Raw genomic sequence first — 16,605 nt, 5'->3', positions numbered from 1 at the left:
TTAAGGTGGGCGGCGGGCGCGTGCGCCGCCACGCGTAAGATCGTCGGCGGCGTCAGATGTGTATAGGAGGCAGCGGGCGGGCGGCGGGGCTTCGACGCGGGCGGGAGGCGCGGAGGCGGTAGCGCCCGGTGCATTGGCCGCCTTCGCAGGGGGAGATTCCGGGGCCTGCCGGGTAGCGGGCGTCGCCTCTCGGACCGTGTCGCGCAGGAAGTCGCCGGTGCTGGCGGCCCGCGCCGCCGGTGCCGTCGCGGTGGTTCCGGCGGCCTGGCCCGCGCCGTTGCCGCGCGGGGCCGGCGCCTGCGAGACTGCAGGAGCCTGGCGGCGTTCGCCCTCCGGCACCGTGATCCGGAAGGTGTAGGGCACCGTCGTCCCGTCGCCGAAGGTCACGGCGACGGACAGGGTATCGAGACCGGAAAAATCGGGCCGTGCGGTGTAGAAGATCGACATCGAATCCTTCTTCACGTCCTCGCAGCCATCCACCTGCGGAATTGTGGCGCCTCGCTCGTCGATCTTGCTGCCGAGTACTCTCAGCTCCCGCCGGGTTTCGACGCGCCCGCCGCGCGGCGGTGAGACGAGGCTGATCAAGGCCGCCTTGGAACGGCACCCTTGCTGGGGAAAATAATGGGTGAAGCCCTGGAGGAAGATCCGCTGGCCCGGGCGGGCGGTCTTGTTCTCCGTCTCCGCGAGCGCCGGCAGCACGAGGCCATGCCCGAGGAGGCCGGCGAGCGCCAAGGATCGAAGGGCCAAGGATCGCAGGGCCAAGGATCGGAGGGCCAAGGATCGGAGGGCCAAGGATCGGAGGGCCGAGCATTGCAGCGGCGCGGTGGACCGGAGGGCCGCGTTCGGGAGGCGGTGTGTCATGGGCTTCTCCTCGGCTTCGGGATGGAACGGGCGAGTCGTGGCGGGCGCTCAGCCGGGGCTGGACCGCTCCAGGACCGGCTTGCCGCCATCCGTGCGGAAGCGGACGGTGTAGGTGCTGTTGGACGTCTGGGCGCTGCACGTGATCACCACGGGACCGCCCATGGGGTTGGGCATCTCGCAGACGCCCTTGGCCTTCACGAGGAGGCTCTGGCCGCGCTCCTCGTACATCACTTCGTCGATGGGCTGACGCAGGGTGCCGCTCTCGACCCATCCCTTCGCCGATGCGAGGAAGCTGACCTCCCGGTCGTCGGAGGTTCCGAACACGAACTCGGCACGCGCCGACCCGGTGGTGGAGGAATTCCTGGCGGTGGGGGCGCAGGACGCGGTGATGTCCTCGCCATCGATCACCAGCGATTCGCAGCGGCCCTTGAAGGTCAACTTCAGGACCATCCCCGGCGGTGTCTCCCCCGTCTTCGCCCCCGTCCCCGCATTGTCCCGGGGCACGGGCGGCGAGGCCGGGCGCGCGGTCTCGGTCGGTGGCACGCGGCCCGGATCGGTACCGGCGGCGGGCCGGTCCGACGCGTCGCGAGACTGTCCGGCCTGCCAGACACAGAGACGCACGCCCGCACCCTCCCAGCACGGTCCCTTGGGCGCCAGGGTGCCGAGGGGAGCCGTCGCCTGCGGTGCGCCGGGGCGCTCGTTCCACGAGGCGGTGGCCTTCTGCAGGTCCCGTGGATCGCGGGTGAGCCGCGCGATGAAGTCCAGCCCTCCCCTGGCATAGGAGCGGACCTCGAATCCGCCCGCCCCGTCCTGTCCGGCATCCGCCCGGAACTGGCAGGGGCCGTCGATCCGGGCCGCGCCCCCGACCTCGATGAGACAATCGGCGGTGCGGGGCGCGCCGATCCCGGGCGCCGGCGCGACGCCGCCCCCGGCGAAACCGGGACGGCCCTCGCCGATCTTCCAGGCGCAGGTCCGGGTGCGTGGCCCGGTCCAGCAGGCCCCGCCGGAGGTGACGGCCTCGGAGGGACCCTCGTCGGGCTTGCCGCCGGGCGTCTCGTTCCATGTCGCCGTGCCGCTTCCGGGGCTCGTCACCGCCACCACCACCCCGTAGCGGAGGTAGCCGTTCTCGTAAGTGGCGAGACGGAAGCCGCCCGTCCCGTAGCTGCGCGCGTCGGTCAGGAACTCGCAGACGCCGTTGATGGCGATCCTGCCATCGGCCTCGACGTAGCAATCGGCCTTGCGGACCTTGATCTGCGCCTCGGCGGCGCCGGGCAGGACGAGGCCGAGCCCGACGATCCCCGCCAGGAGGGCGAGGCAGCACCGGGCCAGCCGCACCGGGTACGCCAGGGAATTCGAACCGCGATCAGCCGCCACGGGCATCTCCTAAGGGTTGCCGAGGAGGCGGCGCGCCGCCTGGATGGTCCGGTCGTTGCGCTGATCGACGATACGGCCGTGATAGAGATTCCGGTCGGCCAGTCGCTGCTGCAGCGCCGCCCAGAAGCCGGCGCCCCACTGGTCCTCGCTGAGATTCTGAATGATGTCCGTCGACTTCAATTCGAGGGCGCGGATCGTCATGTCCGCCGCCTTTCCGGGGGCGCGGGGGAGATTGGCGCCTCCGATATCGTAGAGGAAGGCCGCCGCCGCGGCCGCGGGCGCGAAGGACCGCTCCGCCACGAGGCGGTCGAGATAGCGGCTCGCCAGGGCGGCGTCGGGCGTGGTGATCCGCTGCTTGTTGGTGTTGGCCGGCGACAGGAGGAGCGCGTAGAGATACTGCGCCACCGACACACCGTTCTCCGCCAGGGCGCGAAGCTTCCCCTCGGCGGCGGCGTCGGTGGTCGCGCTCTTGAAGAGCGCCATCATCTCGTCGGTGCTCGGCGCCGGCGCCGTGGGGCGTGCCTGGGGCGGCGGCTGGCCCGGATCGGTGGGCCGAGCCTGCGGAGCGGCGGCGGTGCCGGACAGGGCACGGATGGCCGCCTGGGTCTGGGGCGTCGCCGCCCCGTCGGCCGGTCCGGAATAGAAGCCGCGCCGGGTGAGATTGCGCTGGATCGCGGCCACGAGATCGGAGGGCTGGCGGCCGAGATCGTCGGTGAAGGTGCCGATGGCCAGCGGCAGCTTGGCCGCCACCGTGTCCATGTAGATGTCGGCGGCCTTCTGAGGGTCTTTCGGCACGCCGCTCTCCGCGTCGGCGTAGCAGCCGGCGATCCAGAAGAGCGTCGACCAGGAGTTCAGATAGTTGTTCCGGATCGCGACCGGGTTCGCCTGAAAGGCGAGCCCGTAGCGACAGCCGCGCTTGAGATCGTACTGGCCGCGCCCGCGGTTGAGCAGGAGATCGGTCATGCCCCGCTGGGCCCCCGGATAACCGAGATCGGCGGGCTTCTGATAATAGTTCAGGGCGGTGGCGGCATCGGGCTTGACGGGGTTCTTGACGTAGATCCCGGCCCATTCGGGATTGTGGAGGGCACCCATGAACGAGCGGGCGGAGATGTCGCCGGCATCCGCCGCGGCCTTCAGTTTCTCGAAGGCGGCCTTGTCGCCATCCTTGCCGGCCTTGTCGAGGAGGTCGAGATAGATCTTCTCGCTGTCCTTGCTGTCGGCGGGTTTGCCCCAATCCGCCGTGGGTTTCAGCAACAGCAGCGCGAGGCCGGCCACGAGGGCGATGGCGGCCTGGGGCAGGACGAGCCAGGCGGAACGGTAGCGCGCATCCGCGTACCAGAGCGCCGCATGCGCGCCGAGCCGGTCGGTCCCGCTCACGACTTCGCCTTCATGTAGGCGCGCAGGGCCGTGATGACGGCGGGGTTGCGCTTGTTCTCGACGGGGAGCGTGTAGAAGCCGCGCGCCGTCAGCTCGGCCTGGAGGGCGCCCCAGAACGGGCCGCTCCAACTGCCCGCTTCCTCGAACAGCAGCCAGAAGGTGACCTGATCGTCCTTGAGGTCGACGCCGCGCAGGGCGAGGGCGGCCGCCTTCTTCGGATCCTTGGCGACGTTGCCCCAGCCTTGATCGTAGATCGAGGCGGCCTCCCCCGCCGCCATGACGTTGCCGGCGGCGGCGGCCCGCTCGTAATACGCGACGGCGACCTGCGCATCCGGCGCGAAGACCTGCCCCTTGTTCCGCACCGGGTTGAACAGGCGCGCATAGGCGATCTGCGCGTCCGCGTCGCCGGAATCGGCCCGGCTCTTGAGCTGAGCCATCTTGCCCCGGTCTCCCGCCATGGCGGCGCCCGCCAGGGCCGTGACTTCCGGGTCCGGCCCGCTCGGCGCCACCTTGCGCGGCTCGGGCCGCGGGGCCGCGACGGTGTTCTTGATCCCGGCCTCCACCTGGAGGGCCGTGACGATGGCGGGATTGGCGCGCCCGTCCACGAGGCCGATATAGCGCCCGGACTTGGCGAGATGGCGCTGGATCCCCGCCACCAGGGCCGGGCTCTGCATGCCGAGATTGTTGACGAAGGCGTCGATGGTCGGCTGGTGCTTGCGCCACAGCACGGCGGTCACCAGCTCGCCCGCCCTGACGGGATCCTGCGGCAGGCCGCTCTCGGGCTCGACATAGCATTTGGCGAGCTTGACGGTGACGCGCTCCTCGCCGGAGATCGTGCGGTTGAGCGTCTCCGGGTCGTCCATCCAGGTCTGGGCGAGGCGGCAGCCCCGCTTGAGATCGCCGTTGGGGTTGGCCGGATCGAGGAGCACGTCGGCCAGGCGCGTGATCGCCAGGAGGTCGCCCGCCGCGGCGCCGGGAGCATAGAGGGCGGCGGCCCGGGAGAAGTCGTTGGGCGACGGCTTCTTCGGGAAATAGGCGGCGGTCAGCGGGTCGTAGAGCGTGCCGAGCTTGGTCGCGGCGTCGATCTGGTTGCGCGTGGCCGCGGCGGTGAGTTCCTGGAACGCCTTAAGGTCGCCCTCCTTGCCGGCCCGGTCGCGCAAGGTCGTCAGCTCGGCCACCCGCGCCTTCGAGGCGGTGGCCGGCTGGCCCCATTCCCCCTGCGCGGCCAGGGACAGGCACAGCCCCGCCAGCCCCAGTGTCACCACCTGCGGCAAGCCGAACCAGGCCAGGCGGTAGCGGGCATCGCCGTACCATAGGGCCGCGTGCGCGCGCAGCCACTCGTCTCGCGCGTTGCTCATGGTCTCGATGGGCTCCGGGCCGTCCCGTTCGCCTGGGCGAAGCGTCGGATCGCGGCGATGACCGCGTCGTTGCGGCGGCTCTCGACCGGGTTGGTGTAGATGCCTCGCGCTGCCAGCGCCCGCTGGAGCGCTCCCCAGAAGGCGGGGCTCCAGGTCGCGCCGAAGACCGGGTCCGTCAGAAAGACCTGGTAGCCCGGATCGAGCTCGAGCTGGCGAAGGATGAGGGAGGCCGCCCGGTCGGGGTCCTTCTCCAGGGCGCCCGCGCCCTTGTCGTAGAGACCCGCCGCCTGGGCGGCGGCGTCGCGGGCGCCGGCCGCTGCGGCCCGCTCGAAATTGGCGGCGGACCGCCGGGCGTCCGGCGCGAAGACCTCGCCCTTGTTGAGGAACGGGCTGTAGAGGTAGCCGAGGGTCGCCAGCGCGGTGGCATCCCCCCGGTCGGCAATGGCCTGGACCCGCGCCAGGGCGGCGAGATCCCGGGTCGCCGCCTGGGCGAGGCTGCGGAACTCCTCCGCCGTCAGGCCGGTGCCGGTCTCGGCGCGGCGCTCCGGGGCGGGCTCCGGCAGGAACGGGCGCAGGCCCGCCTCCCGTTCCAGCGCCGCGATCGTCTCGGGGTGGACGAGCCCGTCCACCGGACCGGTGTAGCGGCCGACGGTCCGCGCCGCCATTGCCTCCTGCAGCGCGCGGATCAGCGCGGGCTTGTGCAGGCCGAGGCCGCGCACATAGGTGCGGATCGACGGTTCGTATTTCAGCCGGAGGGTGTCGACGATGAGGTCGCCGGCCCGCCGCGGATCCTGGGGAATGCCGCTCTCGGCATCGACGAGGCAGCGGGCGAGCTTCTCGGCCAGGCGCTCCTCCCCGCGGAGCATGTCCCGCGTCGTCGCCGGATGGTCGAGCCAGGCCTTGGCCAGGCGACATCCCCGTGTCCGGTCGTCGCCCGGGTTGGAATCCTCGAGCAGCAGGTCGGCGAGGCGCGCCATGGCGGCGGGATCCCCGGCATCGCTGCCGGCCCGGTAAAGCTCGGTTGCGCGCCCACGATCGCTCGGCACGGTCTTGCGCGGGAATCGTCCGGCGACGAGGGGATCGTAAAGGGTCGCCAGCCGGGTCTGAGCGTCGATCTCCCCCGCCTTGGCTCCGGCCGCGAGCTGGTTCAGCGCGGCGGCGTCGCCCTCCCCGCCCGCGCGGTCGCGCAGGATTTCGAGTTCGGCGGCGCGCTGCCGGGACCCGGTGGCGGGCCGACCCCATTCGCCCTGCGCCACGAGGGCGAAGAGCAGGTTGGCGAGCAGAACGGTGCCGGCCTGCGGCAGGGCGAGCCAGGCCAGGCGGTACCAGGGATCCTCGTACCACAGGCTGCCATGGACGGCGGCGCGCGCGGTCATCGTGCCGGATCTCATGCGGTCACGACGCCGTGGCGGAGGGCGCCGCGCCCCCGATGGCGCGCTCGACGTCGACGAGTTCGAACTGGCCGTGATCGCCGAGCGGATCGGCCGAGAGCCGCAGGGCCTGGGCCTCGCGCAGGCGCTCGAGGAGCGTGCGCATCTCGCGCGCGTTCGCCCAGTCGCGGCCTTGCGCGCGCCGCTCGATCCACGGGAGCAGCACGGTCTCGAACCGGGCCGGCAGCCGGAACGATTGCCGGGTCGCCATCAGGCGCAGGATTTCGAGGAGATCGTAGGGATCGTAGGCCGGGAACTCGATCGTCTTGGTGAAGCGGCCGGCAAGCCCCGGATTGGTGTCGATGAACCGGCTCATGTCCTCGGTGTAGCCGGCCACGATGACGATGATCCGGTCGCGGTTGTCCTCCATGAACTTCAGCAGGGTGTCGATCGCCTCCTTGCCGAAATCGCTGCCGCCACCACCGCCGCCTGCGGCCAGCGTGTAGGCCTCGTCGATGAACAGGATGCCGTCCAGGGCCTCCTTGCAGCGCTCCAGGGTCCGCGCCGCGGTCTGCCCGACATAGCCCGCCACTAGCCCGGCGCGGTCGACCTCCACCACATGGCCCTTCCGCAGGACGCCCAAAGCCTTGAAGATGTCGCCCATGATGCGCGCCACCTCGGTCTTGCCGACGCCGGGAGGACCGGTGAACACCATGTGCTGGCTCACCGCGCCGACCTCGATGCCCTCCGCGCGCCGCTTGGCATCCACCAGGACCCGCGCCACCACGGTCTTCACCTGCTGCTTGACCGGGGCGAGCCCGATCATCGCCTCGAGGCGGCCGATGACCCTGCGCGCCTCCTCCATGTCGATCGCGCCGGCGCCCTGGCTGCCGAGGGCGGCGGCGATGTCCGAGGGCTCGAACCGGTTGATGTCGCCGCCGGGATGGGCGGAGAGCCGCATCGCCTGGGCCTGTCGGGCCTTCTCCAGCACCGTGCGCATCTCGCGGGCATTGGCCCAATCCTCGGCGCGGGAGCGGGCGCTCACATAGGGGATCAGCTCCTTCTGGAAGCCCTCCGGCAGGACGAAGCCCTGGTTGGCCGCCATGCGCTGCAGGATCTCGGCGAGTTCCGGCGGGCTGTAGGGCGGGAACTCGATCGTCTTGGTGAAACGGCTGGCGAGACCCGGATTGGTGTCGATGAACCGACGCATGTCGTTGGTGTAGCCGGCCACGATCACGATGATCCGGTCGCGGTTGTCCTCCATGAACTTCAGCAGGGTGTCGATCGCTTCCTTGCCGAAATCGCCGCCGCCGGCCCCGCCGGGTGCCAGCGCGTAGGCTTCGTCGATGAACAGGATGCCGTCGAGGGCCTCCTTGCAGCGCTCCAGGGTCTTGATCGCGGTCTGGCCGGCATAGCCCGCCACCAGCCCGGCCCGGTCGACCTCGACGAGATGTCCCTTGCGCAGCACCTTCAGCGCCTTGAAGACGCTGCCGAGCACCCGCGCCACCTCGGTCTTGCCGACGCCGGGAGGGCCGGTGAAGACCATGTGCTGGCTCATGGCCGCCACGGGCAGGTTCTGGGCGCGGCGCTGCTGCTCCACCTGCATCCGGGCGATGACGCCCTTCACCTCCGCCTTCACCGGCGCGAGGCCGACCATGCCGTCCAGGGTCGCCAGCGCCGTGGCGAGGAGGTCCTTCTTCTCCACCGCCGCGCCGTCATCCTCGAACTGGATCGGACGGATCTTCCGGTTCGCCCTCTCCTGATCCATCGCGCGCCGCATGCCGGCGATCCGGGCCGGAATGTAGGTGGCGGCGAGCAGGCCGCCGACGATTCCCCCCAGGATCAGGACGTTGCGCAGCAGGGCCGAGGGTGTCGCCGCCAGGGGAGCGAGCACGTCCGGCCGTAGGGCGACCACCAGGGCGGTCGCGCCGAGCACGATGGCCAGGAAGAGGGCGGCGGGATGCTTGTCGAGGCGTTCCATGGATGTGACGTGCCTTGATGCGGGTCGGGCGCGGTGCGTGTCGCGGTCCGGAAGGGGCGCTGGCCCTCAGGCGTCCTCGCCGATCGCGAAGAGCAGGTCGACGATCTCCAGGCGGCGCATGTCGCCGCCCTCCAGGGCGACGCGGGCGGCCTGCGCTTCGCGGGCCTTCTCCAGGAGGGTGCGCATCTCGCGGGCGTTCGACCAGTCGTCGGAGCGGGAACGCTGGGCGAGCCATGGGGTCAGCGCCGCCTCGAACCCCTCGGGCAGCGTGAATTGCTGGCGGGCGGCCATGCGCCGGAGGATCTCGCACAGCTCCTTCGGCTTGTAGGGCGGGAACTCGATGGTCTTGGTGAAGCGCCCGGCGAGCCCCGGATTGGTGTCGATGAACCGGCGCATGTCGTTGGTGTAGCCGGCCACGATCACGATGATCCGGTCGCGGTTGTCCTCCATGAACTTCAGCAGGGTGTCGATCGCCTCCTTGCCGAAATCGCCGCCGCCGGACCCGCCCGCGAGGGTGTAGGCCTCGTCGATGAAGAGCACCCCGTCGAGGGCCTCCTGGCACTTCTCCAGGGTCTTGGCGGCGGTCTGCCCGACATAGCCCGCCACCAGCCCGGCGCGGTCGACCTCCACGAGATGGCCGCGGCGCAGGACGTTCAGGGCGCGGAAGATCTCGCCGATCGCCCGCGCCACCTCGGTCTTGCCGACGCCGGGCGGGCCGGTAAAGATCATGTGCTGGCTGATCGCCGAGACCGGTAGGCCTTCCGCGCGGCGGCGCTGCTCCAGTTCGAGCCGGGCGATGAGGGCGTTGACCTCGCGCTTGACCGGCGCGAGGCCGACCATCCCCTCGAGCGTGCCGATGACCTCGTCGGGTGAACGTGCCTCGACGATGCGGCGCGGGGCGAAGAGCAGGCGCGGCAGGCTCAAGCCCCCGGCCGGTTGCCCCAGGCCCGCCTCGGCCCGCCGCGCGGCCGTGGCCGTCACCACGAGGCCGAGGGCGGCGAAGAGGGCGGCGGCCGACCCGATGGCGGCCTGCCACCGCAACTCGCTTCCGGCGGCGTTCCACCATGCCACCGGCCCGTATTCCGTGCTCATCAGCAAAGGCGTCAGGATCGCGACGAGAAGTCCCGAGATGACGAACGGGATGATGGCGGATTTCGACATCGGTCAGCCTCCGCAGGGCTTGCTGGTGTTCCAGATGACGGGGATCCGCTGGACGCCGCCCGTCGTGTCGATCTTCAGGCCCGGCGTCAGCTCGAAGAAGACGTCCTTGGCCGCGCCCTCGACGACGATCTCTCCCCTGCCGACCTCGTAGGGGGCGGGGAACGGGACCGCGATGTTGATCGGCCCTTCGGCGACGTTGAAGGCCGGCGAGAGGTAGTTGCCCGCCCGGATACGCACCACGCCGCCGGCATTCGCCGTCATCTTCGACAGGCGCATGTTGCCGAGGGGCGCGGTGCAGGCCTTGGCCTGCGTGACGAGCTTCTCCTTCTCCTCCGGCGCCAGGGTCTCGGCGGCCTTGTCGATCTCGCTCGTCTTGACGAGGTTCAGGGCCGGGCGTTCGGCCGTCCCCGCCATCTCTCCGCCACCCATGAGCAGGAAGGCCGCGATAGCGCCCGCCGCCACGATGCCACCGGCCAGGGCGATGATGCTCGGTGAAACGGCCGGCTTTGCCTGAACCGGTCCCGCAGGAGCCGCTTTGAGATCGGCGCTCCTGTCCTGAGCTTGCGTTTGATGCTCAGTATTCGACATCTTTCCAGCTCCATATTCTGGCTAAAATAATTGAAACTTCTAGTATAAGTTGATGTTTTTATTAATAAATATTATCCCGTAGGTTAAATATTAAAATTATTCTAAAAAATCCTGGCAATTTCTCGTTTCTTAATCGGTCAAGCTTCTATGCACCTGTTAAAAATCGGTCTACTAGTACACATGACCTATGGCGTCCGCCTTGACCTTTCCTGTCTCTGTCCAGGCAGTAAGCCACCAGCTCGGTCCCATGCGGGATGAATCCGATGCCCTGGTCGGGAGTGGAGTGATCGGGACGTTGAAAGAGACGATCATCGTCGCCGATGACCATCCGCTGTTCCGCGCGGGGATGATCCACATCGCCGAACGGCTCTACCCGGAAGCCCTCGTTCGAGAAGCCGCCTCGATGGAGCAGGTTCTGGCACTGTCGCGCGCCGGACCGCCACCGCAGACCTTTCTCCTCGATCCGGATTTTCCCGGGATCGATCCCCATCGCTCCATCGGTGCGCTGCGCGAGGAATTCCGGAAGGCCTCGATCATCGTCGTCTCCAGAATCGAGGACGAAGCCGTGATCCGCGCCGTCTTGGCCGAGGGCGCCGACGGGTTCATCGGGAAATCCCTGCCCGCGAAGGAGATCTCGCAGGCGATCGCGGCGCTGCGCGATGGCGAGAGCGTGATGAGGCGAAGCACCGCCTCGGGCCTCACCACCCCGCGCCTCACCCTTCCGCCGCTCACGCAGCGCCAGCGTGACGTCCTGCGCCTCGTCGCCATGGGGCACACGAACAAGGAGATCGCCCGGGAACTGGACATCTCCCCGTTCACGGTCCGGATCCACGTCTCGGCGCTTCTGCGGGCCCTCGACGTCACCTCCCGCTCCGCCGCTGCTGCGAAGGCGGCCAATGCCGGTGTGTTCGAATGATCCGGATTGCCGGGGCGGGTGCTCGGGCATTGCCCTCTGGGGCCGATCTCTCACTGTCCGGCATGCCGGATGCCGGCGAGGCTTCACCGTCCATGTGTTCCATCCCGTATCGGCCCCGTGGGGGCCATCCCCGGTCTGGCCTCGTGAAGAGATCCAATGATCGACATGGGTGTTCGAGGCGCGTGAGTGTGTGGGCGATGCTGGTCCTGGCCGGTTCGGTAGTCGGCGGGCTCTCGCCCGCCTCGGCCGATCCGGACGTCGTTCAGCCGCCGAAGGAGACCGTTCTGGCGGCGATCTGCGGGATTCCAGCGCGCGCCGAGACCGGAACCTGCCGGATGAAGGACGGGCGCCCGGCGGAGTTCTGGTACGGGACAACGATCTCCACCTCGACCGGAACTTGGTTCACAGGCTTTGCGACGATGGCGGCGCCAGGGGAAATTGCAGAGATGCCCAACCGGCGGACCATCGCCGCCGCAACCTTCGCCCTGGAGGAAATGCACTGGCGCCTCAAGGGCGTGCAGGCCGATATCGGGCAGATCGGGACCGGCAACCGCAACGGGGACGCTCCTCAAGTGGATGAGGCGCTCGGCGCCGTGACGAGGCCGGTGAACCGGATTCGTCTGGTGATGGGCCTGCGCCTGACATCCTATGGAGCGGCGGGCGCGCACAGCCTCAGCTTCCTCCTGCTGCATTTCAGCAAGGTGCCGCTTCGCTGGAGGGTGGTCGGCGAGGTCCCCGCCGGGTCCGACGACACCGCCGCCTGCGATTCCGATGACGGGCAACCCTGCGGGATGGGCAAGAGCCTGGGTCAGCTCGAGATCCTAGCGGAGGATTCGTTCAAGCCCCTCGCATGGCCTCCCATCCGGGTGACCCTCACCGGCACGGTCCGTGGCGAGGATGGAAAGGTGCGCCCTGCGACGGGCCGGGATGCCCGGACCTACGCGTTCGACGAAGTCAGCGGCACATATCGCTGAGGCGGGCCGCCATCCCCAACCCGGCCGGGTCATGGGGCCTCCATCGGGGGCGGGTAGGCGCAGAGGAATTCCGCCACCTCACCTGGATCCGGCAGTGCGTCGAGGACGCCGCTTCGTGTCACCGCGAGGGCGCCGCAGGCGGCTGCCATCCGTCCGCACTCACTCCAGGATCTGCCCGTCAGGAGGCCCGCCGCCAGGCCTGCGATGAAGGCGTCGCCGGCACCGATCGTGTCGATCGCCGTCACCGGGAAGGCCGGCTGGTCCAGGACGGTCGAGCCGCCGAGGACGATCCGCGCGCCGGCCGCGCCGAAGGTGATCACCAGTGCCTCCACGCCGCGTGCATGCAGCGCCTCCGCGAGCTTCCCGGCCACGGCGCGCAGGTCGTTGCCGCCGGCCCGCCCAGGGTACAGGAATCCGAGGAGAGCCTCCGCCTCGGTCTGGTTCACCACGAGGATCGTGGTGGATGCCAGAATCTCCGACAAGATCTCCGGCTGCGTCATCCGGAACGGCGACAGATTGAGCAGGGTCGGGACGCCGGCCACGCGCGCCGTCACGAAGGCTTCGGCGATGGCGTCGTCGCCGATCTCGAACTGCGCGATCACCATCGCGGAGGAGATGAGGCTCGCCGCCGCCGAGCGCACGGTCTCCCGCGACAGGAGCAGGTTGGCGCCGGGATGGACTGCGAGGCAATTCTCGCCATCGGCCCCGACGAAACCGACGCCGATGCCGGTGGAGCCTGGATGGTGCCGTATCATGGCGGCGGGCAGGCCCATCCGCCGAAGCGCGGGATCCGCCAGCGCCGCGAGATGGTCCGTACCCACCGGGATCAGCCCATCGACCTCCACGCCGAGCCTGCGCAGGCCGGCGGCGACATTGAACCCCTTGCCTCCTGGCTCCCAGGCGACGGCGGAGGCCAGGAGGGATTCGCCGGGATGGGGAAGCCGGTCGACCCGGAACGTGCCGGCCGCGACGAAACTCCCGAGCACGAAGGCGCTTCCCATGTAGCGAGCCCGCCGCAAGATCCTGTAAGGAAGGGACAGTGACACGCTGCCCGCACGCTCTTCGCACGATGCCGCCGCATTGACCAAAACACCAAGCGTTTTCGCGAACCTCCGCATCCAGAACGACACGGCTCTTCCGATGTATCGGCAGCTGGAGCACCAGTTCCGGGCCATGATTACGGACGGTGTTCTTGGTCCCGGAGCCACGCTGCCAGCCGAACGGAAGCTTGCGCAGGATCTCGGCATCAGCAGGAAGACCGTCCAGCAATGCTACGACGCTCTGCGCCAGCAGCGCCTGGTGAGCGCGCATGGCCGCAACGGCTACATCGTGGAAGACGGCTTCCGGCGCATCAAGCCCGGGATGGAGCGCCTCAAGGGCTTCACCGAGGAGATGCACGAGTTGGGTCGCGTCCCCTCCTCCCGCATTCTCGAACGGACGATCGGCGAGGACCGCTCCATCGCCTCGATCTTCGGTCTCTCGTCCACCGCCCGGTTCCTCCGACTCGTGCGTGTGCGCATGGGGGACGGCATTCCACTCTCCGTGGAGAAGGCCTGGTACGATCTCGGTCTCGCGCCCGGCCTCGCCGAGGTCGACCTGTCGGGGTCCATCTATGCCCGCCTCGCCGAGTGCGGCGTTCCCCTGGTCGATTGCGAGCAAACCATCGAGGCCGCCTCCCCCGAGGCGCAGGAATGCGCGATCTTCGGCTTTTCCGAGCCGCTTCCCTGCCTGCTGATCAAGCGCCGCTCCTACGGCACCGATTCCCGCTTGATCGAGTATGTCGAAGGGCTCTTCCGCGGCGATGCCTACGCCTACCGGCTGCGCCTGCGCACATAAGGACGAAGGCAACGGCCGGACCGACGGGCATCTCCCGTTTTGGTACCAGTCAAGGGTACCATTCTCTTTCCAAAATATGTGAATACTATGGAATTGCTGATTTTGGACCCATTTTGGTAGCGGCCATTACTTTTGCGTGATAGCCGTGGAGGCAATCGGAGCAGCCGATTCGAGGCCGATGTCCCCAAGGCATGGGCGTGATCGTCTTCATCGCTATGTGCAACTTGGAAATGCTGAGTGGCCGAACAGGTCATTTTCCGAGAGATACAGGTTTCGGAAGATTAGAAACGACGAGTGATTGTTTGGTTGCCGCCTTGTCGGAAGGGTTTCGATGAAATCCAGTTCTTGTCGCGATGGCTCGGAGTTTCGGTATGGCTAACCATTACTGCCTCGATCCCCTCGACCCTTCTGGGGAGGCGGAAGTGTTCGTTGTTTTCGAAGGCAAGTATCCGAATGTGCGTCTGCTCTCGGTCATCAGCCGGGATCACGATGACATCCTCTCGGATCTGGTGGAGGAGCAGCGGCGCGATCTGATCCGCGAAATTGGAGCCTTCTACCGTCCTCCCCTGACCGCGGGGGCAGCGGCGCCGTAGCGCCACGAGTTCGCCCCGGCATCAGGGCCCGTCCTGCGTCTTACCGCCTGAATGGGAAAAGATGGCTGCAGGCGATTGCAGTGGACGCGTTTCGATATACGCTCGCCCGAAAGCTGGCTGCCCGGAACGACTGAGCCTGATCTCGTCTCCCGGACCTTGCGGGAAAGCGGATACCGAATGCGCGTCATCGACCGTATCGTAGGCAGCAGGCTCGATCCAGAGATCGCGCACCGCCTGCATCATCTCGATCACCGCCATGCCGTCGACATCCTGGCGATCGACAGCGCCGACATGGCCCGGCGGCGGTTACGGGCGACGACGAGGGGCGGTGAGGAGATCGCCATCGCCCTGCCCCGCGAGGAAACCTTGTTCGACGGTGCCGTTCTGATCCTGGATGCGGACCGGGCCGTGGTGGTGCGGGTCGGGGCGGAACGCTGGCTTCGGCTCGCGCCCAGGGACAGGATCGCCGCCCTCGAACTTGGCTACCACGCCGGCAACCTGCATTGGCGCGTCCGGTTCGATGGTGACGATCTTCTCGTCGCGCTCGAAGGTCCTCCGGAAGATTATCTGGCGCGCCTCGGCGATCTCGTCTCTGGCGGACGCGTGACGCATGGACTCGACGCTCGGAACGAGGCCGCCTGATGCTGCAGCGGCTCATTGCCCTGCAGCAGGCGGATTCGGCCTTTCCAAGCGGCAGCTTCGCTTTCTCGAATGGGATCGAGGGGCTTGCGGCGCTACTCGACGGCCTCGGCGGGGCCGAACTGGGCCATGCGGTCGAGGCCGTTCTACGTCACCGCTGGGCCGGCAGCGACCGGGTCGCCTTGGTTCTGGCGCATCGGGCGGCGGGGGATCTCGCGCGGCTCGCCCAGATCGATGCCGCCATGGAGGCGGCCTGCCTGCCCGAGCCGATGCGCACGGGCAGCCGCCGCAACGGTGGTGCGCTGCTCGCCGCCCATACCCGCATCGGGACGGCGGGGGCCGACGGGTTGCAACGCGCCGTGCGCGACGGCCGCCTTCTCGGGCATCTGGCGGTGATGCAGGGCGCGCTGTGGCGATCCCTCGGTCTGGACGAAACGGCGATCACCGAGATCGCCGGCTACCAATGTGCCACTGCCCTCGTCACCGCGTCCGTCAGGCTTGGGCTGGTCGGCGCCATCGAGGCTCAGCGCATCCTGACCGCCCTGATGCCGGTTCTGGCGGAGATTGCGGCCCAACCTATGCAGGGGGCGGCCCGGGACGACAGGGAAAGCCCGGACATCATGCTCGTTGCCTTCACACCGCTGATCGAGATCGCCACCATGCGCCATGCGCGGGCCGATCTGCGCTTGTTCGCGAATTGAGGTGCGGTTCCGTAAGGCGGGCCCCGATTGTCACCTTCGAGCCCGCAGCGCCCCGATCGATCTGTGGTTTGCCGGCCCGCGGTTTTTTGATTCACGTCTTGCCGCATGGCGGCTCGGAAGACCCGCCTCCTTCTGCCGCGTCATGCGTTGAGGATTGCCCATGCTGCTGACACCGACCGAACTCGAACGGCTGACCATCTTCACGGCGGCGGAACTGGCACGGAAGCGTCGCGCGCGCGGCCTCAAGCTCAATTATCCGGAGGCCGTCGCCATCATCACCGACGAGATCCTCGAAGGCGCCCGCGACGGGCGCAGCGTCGCCGATCTGATCGGGTGGGGCTCGACCATCCTGACCACCGGGGACGTCATGCCCGGCATCGCCGCCATGCTGCCGATCCTGCAGGTCGAGGGCGTGTTCCCCGACGGGACCAAGCTCGTCACCGTGCACGAGCCGATCCGGCCCGCCGAAGGGGCGCCGGCCGATACGCTGGAGCCCGGCGCCATCCTGCCCGCCGAGGGGGAGATCGAGCTGTCCGCAGGGCGTCCCCGCACGACTATCGAGGTGGTCAATACCGGCGACCGTCCGGTGCAGATCGGGTCGCATTACCACTTCTTCGAGGTCAACCGCGCCCTCGACTTCGATCGTGAAGCGGCGCTCGGCCTGCGCCTCGATATCCCGGCCGGCACTGCGGTGCGGTTCGAGCCGGGCCAGCGCAAGACCGTGACCCTGGTGGGGTTCGGCGGCGAACGCCGGCTCACCGGGCTGAACGACCTGACCCAGGGGACGATCGATACGCCGGCGGACCGCGCCGCCGCCCTGGCGCGGGCCAAAGCCGGCGGCTTCAAGGGTGCCTAGAAGTCCGGGCGTGTCAGACC

16 protein-coding genes are annotated in these 16,605 nt (G+C 68.8%); 7 read left to right on the top strand and 9 right to left on the bottom strand.

The annotated features are described in order from the left end of the window. The 8 genes from IPV08_RS17170 to IPV08_RS17135 all read right to left on the bottom strand — a co-directional run bounded on the left by IPV08_RS17170 (nt 1) and on the right by IPV08_RS17135 (nt 10,070). Nucleotides 1-747, bottom strand: coding sequence for a cadherin-like domain-containing protein (locus IPV08_RS17170; protein ID WP_246748004.1), 747 nt, complete (start codon nt 745-747; stop codon nt 1-3). 162 nt (nt 748-909) lie between these two features. Next, the gene (locus IPV08_RS17165; protein ID WP_207412761.1) at nt 910-2,235 is read right to left on the bottom strand and encodes a hypothetical protein; all 1,326 of its coding nucleotides are present in this window, start codon (nt 2,233-2,235) and stop codon (nt 910-912) included. Between the two features lie 9 nt (nt 2,236-2,244). Beyond that, nucleotides 2,245-3,612 carry a peptidoglycan-binding protein gene (locus tag IPV08_RS17160; protein WP_207412760.1) on the bottom strand — a complete coding sequence of 456 codons (1,368 nt, stop codon included), beginning with the start codon at nt 3,610-3,612 and terminating at the stop codon, nt 2,245-2,247. Then, on the bottom strand, nt 3,609-4,970 hold the full coding sequence (locus tag IPV08_RS17155; protein ID WP_207412759.1) for a hypothetical protein: 1,362 nt from the start codon (nt 4,968-4,970) through the stop codon (nt 3,609-3,611). The genes IPV08_RS17160 and IPV08_RS17155 overlap by 4 nt, the downstream gene beginning before the upstream one ends. Beyond that, a complete protein-coding gene (locus IPV08_RS17150) occupies nt 4,967-6,346 on the bottom strand; it encodes a hypothetical protein (protein WP_207412758.1) in 1,380 nt (459 codons plus the stop codon). The genes IPV08_RS17155 and IPV08_RS17150 overlap by 4 nt, the downstream gene beginning before the upstream one ends. A 19-nt stretch (nt 6,347-6,365) precedes the next feature. After that, nucleotides 6,366-8,321: an AAA family ATPase gene (locus tag IPV08_RS17145; protein ID WP_207412757.1), complete on the bottom strand. Its 1,956-nt coding sequence runs from the start codon at nt 8,319-8,321 to the stop codon at nt 6,366-6,368. 66 nt (nt 8,322-8,387) lie between these two features. Then, nucleotides 8,388-9,482 (bottom strand): AAA family ATPase, encoded by a 1,095-nt coding sequence (locus IPV08_RS17140; protein WP_207412756.1) that lies wholly within the window; start codon nt 9,480-9,482, stop codon nt 8,388-8,390. 3 nt (nt 9,483-9,485) lie between these two features. Continuing rightward, on the bottom strand, nt 9,486-10,070 hold the full coding sequence (locus IPV08_RS17135; RefSeq protein ID WP_207412755.1) for a hypothetical protein: 585 nt from the start codon (nt 10,068-10,070) through the stop codon (nt 9,486-9,488). A gap of 283 nt (nt 10,071-10,353) precedes the next feature. On the opposite strand from IPV08_RS17135, the gene IPV08_RS17130 reads away from it, so the two are divergent. Both IPV08_RS17130 and IPV08_RS17125 read left to right on the top strand, forming a co-directional pair. After that, nucleotides 10,354-10,986, top strand: a complete 633-nt coding sequence (locus IPV08_RS17130; RefSeq protein WP_207412767.1) for a LuxR C-terminal-related transcriptional regulator — start codon at nt 10,354-10,356, stop codon at nt 10,984-10,986. Nucleotides 10,987-11,168: 182 nt separating this feature from the next. Beyond that, nucleotides 11,169-11,960 (top strand): hypothetical protein, encoded by a 792-nt coding sequence (locus IPV08_RS17125; protein WP_348646145.1) that lies wholly within the window; start codon nt 11,169-11,171, stop codon nt 11,958-11,960. A gap of 29 nt (nt 11,961-11,989) precedes the next feature. Here the strand turns inward: IPV08_RS17125 and IPV08_RS17120 are convergent, their stop codons facing one another. After that, complete coding sequence (locus IPV08_RS17120) at nt 11,990-12,961, bottom strand: ribokinase (protein ID WP_207412754.1); 972 nt, start codon at nt 12,959-12,961, stop codon at nt 11,990-11,992. 139 nt (nt 12,962-13,100) lie between these two features. Between IPV08_RS17120 and IPV08_RS17115 the strand changes: the two genes are divergently transcribed. From IPV08_RS17115 to IPV08_RS17095, 5 genes are all read left to right on the top strand, one after another. Beyond that, entirely contained in the window at nt 13,101-13,796 is a 696-nt protein-coding gene (locus tag IPV08_RS17115; protein ID WP_200919077.1) for a GntR family transcriptional regulator, read from the top strand. Nucleotides 13,797-14,167: 371 nt separating this feature from the next. Then, complete coding sequence (locus IPV08_RS17110) at nt 14,168-14,389, top strand: hypothetical protein (protein ID WP_207412753.1); 222 nt, start codon at nt 14,168-14,170, stop codon at nt 14,387-14,389. A gap of 177 nt (nt 14,390-14,566) precedes the next feature. Then, nucleotides 14,567-15,031, top strand: a complete 465-nt coding sequence (ureE, locus tag IPV08_RS17105) for an urease accessory protein UreE (RefSeq protein WP_207412752.1) — start codon at nt 14,567-14,569, stop codon at nt 15,029-15,031. Beyond that, entirely contained in the window at nt 15,031-15,729 is a 699-nt protein-coding gene (locus IPV08_RS17100) for an urease accessory UreF family protein (RefSeq protein WP_056426443.1), read from the top strand. The genes ureE and IPV08_RS17100 overlap by 1 nt, the downstream gene beginning before the upstream one ends. Before the next feature lie 160 nt (nt 15,730-15,889). Beyond that, entirely contained in the window at nt 15,890-16,585 is a 696-nt protein-coding gene (locus tag IPV08_RS17095) for an urease subunit beta (RefSeq protein WP_056426446.1), read from the top strand. Nucleotides 16,586-16,605: the final 20 nt, after the last annotated feature.

Source organism: Methylobacterium sp. SD274 (assembly GCF_017355285.1).
Lineage (GTDB): Bacteria > Pseudomonadota > Alphaproteobacteria > Rhizobiales > Beijerinckiaceae > Methylobacterium.
This window is presented reverse-complemented; position numbering and strand designations above follow the sequence as displayed.